Source organism: Moorena sp. SIO3I6 (genome assembly GCF_010672095.1).
Map to the genome: position 1 here is coordinate 1 of NZ_JAAHHU010000491.1, position 3,162 is coordinate 3,162.

2 protein-coding genes and 1 pseudogene are annotated in these 3,162 nt (G+C 42.0%); all 3 read right to left on the bottom strand.

Going from position 1 to position 3,162, the window contains the following annotated elements:
- Positions 1-352: pseudogene (locus tag F6K49_RS38445) on the bottom strand (decarboxylase); the annotation flags it as partial.
- Positions 353-355: 3 nt separating this feature from the next.
- Positions 356-1,522 carry a phytanoyl-CoA dioxygenase family protein gene (locus tag F6K49_RS38450; RefSeq protein WP_293105640.1) on the bottom strand — a complete coding sequence of 389 codons (1,167 nt, stop codon included), beginning with the start codon at positions 1,520-1,522 and terminating at the stop codon, positions 356-358.
- 47 nt (positions 1,523-1,569) lie between these two features.
- Positions 1,570-2,880 carry a DUF3326 domain-containing protein gene (locus F6K49_RS38455; RefSeq protein ID WP_293105643.1) on the bottom strand — a complete coding sequence of 437 codons (1,311 nt, stop codon included), beginning with the start codon at positions 2,878-2,880 and terminating at the stop codon, positions 1,570-1,572.
- Positions 2,881-3,162: the final 282 nt, after the last annotated feature.

Consider the following 3,162-nt stretch of genomic DNA (forward strand, 5'->3'; position numbering starts at 1 on the left):
AATAAGGCTCTAATCCTGCTAAGATGATACCATTAATTGTAGCAATATGACTGTTAAGAGCGATCGCCACTCGTTTGTACTGAGTACCCAATAAAGCACAAGCCGTTAAAACCCCTTGAGTCCCTCCTCCAGTTAGCCAAAAGGTATGTTTAGTGCCATACATTTCAGAGAAATGTTTTTCTATGCTCTCAGTGCGAGGGCGAGTAAGAAATGGTGCATCATATTGATAGATTTCTTGACTGAGGCGTACGCTATTTTGAGCAACTCCTTGGTGGGCAGGAGTATAAAGACTCACCTGCACATCCTGATTATGAGATGCGATGAGCTTATAAGCAGAAGAAGGTTGAGTCATGGTTTATTTAAGAACTCTGTTGTAGCCAAAACGATCTTCACCCCTGAGTAGCAAAACTTGCCACTTGTCCAACTTGACTTTCTTAGCACCATAAATTTTTATGTCATAGCCATCCTCAAGCATTTTTTGAGTGTAAACTCGCGTATCTGGTCTTACTATGCGACCAACTACAGCCCATCGAGTGTCGTCCGTTACATTATCCGTTGAACCGTGAACCGTGCGCTCGCAAAATATTATGCACTGTCCAGCTTTTGCTTCCAGCAATTTGACCTTTTTTGGATCTATTGGATAATCAAGCTCCGAGTCGTACTTACCATATATTGTGCTGTCCTTACTCGACTGGCTTATGTGTTTAACTGGATAAATTTCCTCTCGAGAACCACAAACCATTTTCAGACAGGATTTTTCTTTCGGTGCATCAGTAAGTGCTATCCAACAAGTGACCTGGAAAATATCTTCCACATTAGGCGGTTGTAGCAATGACTCTTTCATATCCATACTTAGCCAGGTACTGGTTTGATGCCATTGCGAACCACTACTCAAAGGGGGAGTCCAAAAAAAGTGAGAATGCCAAATGAGAAGATCTGGTCCGAGGATTTGAGCACAGCGTTCTGTAATGGCTGGATTTTTGAATAGGTTTAGAAGAATTGAATCTTCTAAATGGCGTTCAAATACATTGATTCTATTGACAAAAAATTGCTCTACTTTACTCAATGATTCGCGCTCGCCAACATTGCCATTTTCTGGCTTCTGTGTTTCTAGCTCATAATCCCCTCTAGCATATGAAAATATCTTTGATTCCTGGTTAATAGCTAAGTCCACTAAATGCTCTTTTATCCGTTGCATCTCCTCCTCTGAGTAGCCCAAATCAAAAGGACCTAGATAACCGCTTTCATGGAAAGCACGAATATCTTCTTCTGTTAATTGATATTTAGCATCAACAACCGTTTTTGACTCATAAGATGCTGGTTCTCGCATCTTGCAGTAATAATCAAAAAATAACTTTTGTCCACCTGACTTAAATGCCACCCAAAACATGTGATTATTCCACCCTGTTGGTAATTCTTCCCTGAAATTTTTCGGTAACAAGGGCTGAATAAATTTCAGTTTGACCAGCATAAAAACAAATATCAGCTTGAGACGATACAAAAAGTGCGGTTTGTAAATCATGTTTTTTAAACTTTTGATTTGACGAATGGACTAAGTTTTATATTTAGTTACAGAAAAATCGGCTGAAGTTGCGGCATCGGGCGAATTGTACTTTCAACTGCAATACCATTACGTAAGGCTAACAGTAATCCCGCCGCTTCCATGTAGCTATTGACACGATAGATCGGGTTGCCCTGAGTTTCAATTTGCAATCTTTCAGGAGTAATATCGTATTTAGTGGTATTATCTTTAACTAAGATTACCGGCACACCTTGGTCTAAAGAGGCTAAGAACGGAATATTTCCCACTGTTGTTTCTGGCATTACCACCGCCGAAACATTCTCTACGGATATCCTGGTTTCCCCTGCTGCTACGGGAGTATCAAACCTTACCGGACGGGGAGAATTGATTAAACCATTGAGGGGCGAACAAACATAGGCACTGGAAATTAATTCTGCTCCATCCCTAGGGTCTACTAATTTACCAAATCCCGTATGTTCCCACTCCAATAATAAGGGAGCATGGGCAGCAGTAAAGGGATAAAAATTAGTGAGCATGTGGGTCATAATTGCTTCCGCACCGCCCCAAGGATTGGGGATAGATTCCCCTCGGTAGTAAGCTTGACGGATTTTATCGTCTACTTCCAAAGTAGTCATTAAAGCCACCGCCCTAGCGGAAGAATTTTCCACCACATCTAGAGCCTTCATCAATTCGTCCATACCTTTAAATTCCCCGGAAGCATTACCATACTGGGAATAGGTACAGGCGGTTTCCACTGGGCCACCCGTTACCACTACAGGGTCGATATTAATTCCCCCTACAGCGCGCAAGCCATTGAGCGCATTAATAACATTGTTTAAAAATCGATCATCTTTGGGCTTTTCAATAATCGCTGCAATGTTTTTGCGCTTTTCTGGAATAACCCCAATATTGCCTAGTAGTAACTGACAAATCAGATTCCCTTCCAGATAAAGAACATTATCCTGACCGAAATAGATATCCGACGCAGTAACGGCATTGGGATTAGTGACCAGATAGTCACAAGCGGAGGCTAACAGATTGGTACTAGGAGTAGCATCTCCGGCAAAACCACCAATTTCTGCTCTGACTCCTGTGGGAATAATACTAACTGCGACAAACGGTTGGTTAGAAACCCGTTGACGAATATTAATGTCTAGTAACGATGACCAAACCGGCTCTCTGTCTGTATCGATAAAGCTGGATTCAAAGGTAAGCGTATCTCCTTCAACCTTGGTTAAAATCAAGCGAATGGGGACACCTGGTAAGGGAAGCGCAGCAATTTTTTGGGAAATTTCTCTCCAGGTGCGCTGTGGGGGAGGGCATTGGATTTCAAAATCTTTGGTATAGACTTGGGTCATTCTCTGTCTTTAGTTACTAACAACTGATTCAGCCAACGGGATGAGTTTTACACTAATCATCGAGTGCCTTACGAGTTAACTCAGTCGTCTAATTCCCATTGATTCAGCAAAGGCGAAAACTTGGGGTTATCCATTTTTGAGCTTTCATCTCTTTGCGTAAGCATTCAGGTGTAGAGATTGACAAAGTCACCCCACTCACTTCAAAAGCGGAATCAGAGACAATTCGTGAGAACGCTGCCTGACTGCTAAGGACACAGCCTGACTCAGGAACTTTATGGTATT

Coding starts and splice junctions, on each gene's coding strand:
- F6K49_RS38455 (WP_293105643.1), bottom strand. CDS start 2,880: ATGACCCAAGTCTATACCAAAGATTTTGAAATCCAATGCCCTCCCCCA.
- F6K49_RS38450 (WP_293105640.1), bottom strand. CDS start 1,522: ATGATTTACAAACCGCACTTTTTGTATCGTCTCAAGCTGATATTTGTT.